A 1,123-nucleotide genomic window follows, 5' to 3' on the forward strand; every position below is an offset into this window, starting at 1 on the left:
GCGGCGCAAGTCGATCCAGCCGATGGCCCAGCGGCTGCCGGACGGGAACATGCAGGCCTTGCAGCAGTTCGTCAACCAGTCGCCGTGGCCGTGGATGCCGGTGCGGCGGCGGATCGCCGAGCGGCTGGTCGAGGTGGTCAGGCCCGATGTGTGGGTCATCGACGATGTGTCGTTTCCCAAGTGCGGGCGGGCCTCGGTCGGGGTGGCCCGGCAGTATTGCGGGGCGCTGGGCAAGCGGGCCAACTGCCAGGTCGCGGTCAGCGTGCACGCGGCCACCGATCGTGCTTCCTGCCCGCTGGAGTGGGAGCTGTTCCTGCCCGAGGAATGGGCCCACGACCTCCCGCGCCGCACGGCTGCGGGTGTGCCCGAGGAGGTCGGGCATGTGACCAAGCCCCGCCTGGCGTTGGGGCTGCTGGAGCGGCTGGCGGGCTGGCTGGGGTCGGTGCCGGTGCTCGTGGCCGATGCCGGCTACGGCCGCAGCGTCTCCTTCCGGCTGGCCCTGGAGGAACATGGCTGGTCTTACGTGATGGCCGTCGAACCGAAGGAGATCGCCCGGCCTGCCGCTGCCGAGCCGTATCTGCCGCCCTACCAGGGCCTGGGGCCGCCCACTCTGCCCCGCTACCGCGAGCCGGCCCGCCCCCTGCATCAGCTGGTCGACGCGGACGCCTGCTTCGAGACCGTCACCTGGCGCCAGGGCAGCAAAGGGCCCATGACCTCACGCTTTGCGGTGCTCCAGGTGCGGCCCTCGGGCAAGGAAGCCACCCGCAGCGCGCAGGAACAGGCCGGTGGACGCGGCCGCTGGGACGGGGTGCTGCCGCTGCGGACGCTGCTGGTGGAACAGCCCGCAGAAGCCGACGCACCCACCGGCTTCTGGATGTCCAACCTGCCCGCCACCACCCCCATCGCCGGCCTGGTGCGCTTCGCGAAGATGCGCTGGCGTATCGAGCACGATTACCGCGAGCTCAAGCACGGCCTGGGCCTGGACCACTTCGAGGGCCGCACCTGGCGCGGCTGGCACCACCACGTCGCCCTCGTCACCGCCGCCCAGGCCTTCCTCACCCTGCGGCGCTACGACCCAAAAGCCCACACGACAGCCTGAGCCTCTACCAGGTCCTCGACGCGT

The 1,123-nt window shown here is 71.4% G+C and carries 1 protein-coding gene; it reads left to right on the forward strand.

Features of this window, described 5'->3' with window-relative positions; translation table 11 throughout:
* A partial coding sequence (locus ACWC1K_RS50685) for an IS701 family transposase (RefSeq protein ID WP_450841008.1) occupies nt 1–1,099 on the forward strand: 1,099 nt, incomplete at its 5' end.
* Between the last annotated feature and the right edge of the window lie 24 nt (nt 1,100–1,123).

The sequence above is a fragment of the Streptomyces sp. NPDC001492 genome (assembly GCF_053597275.1).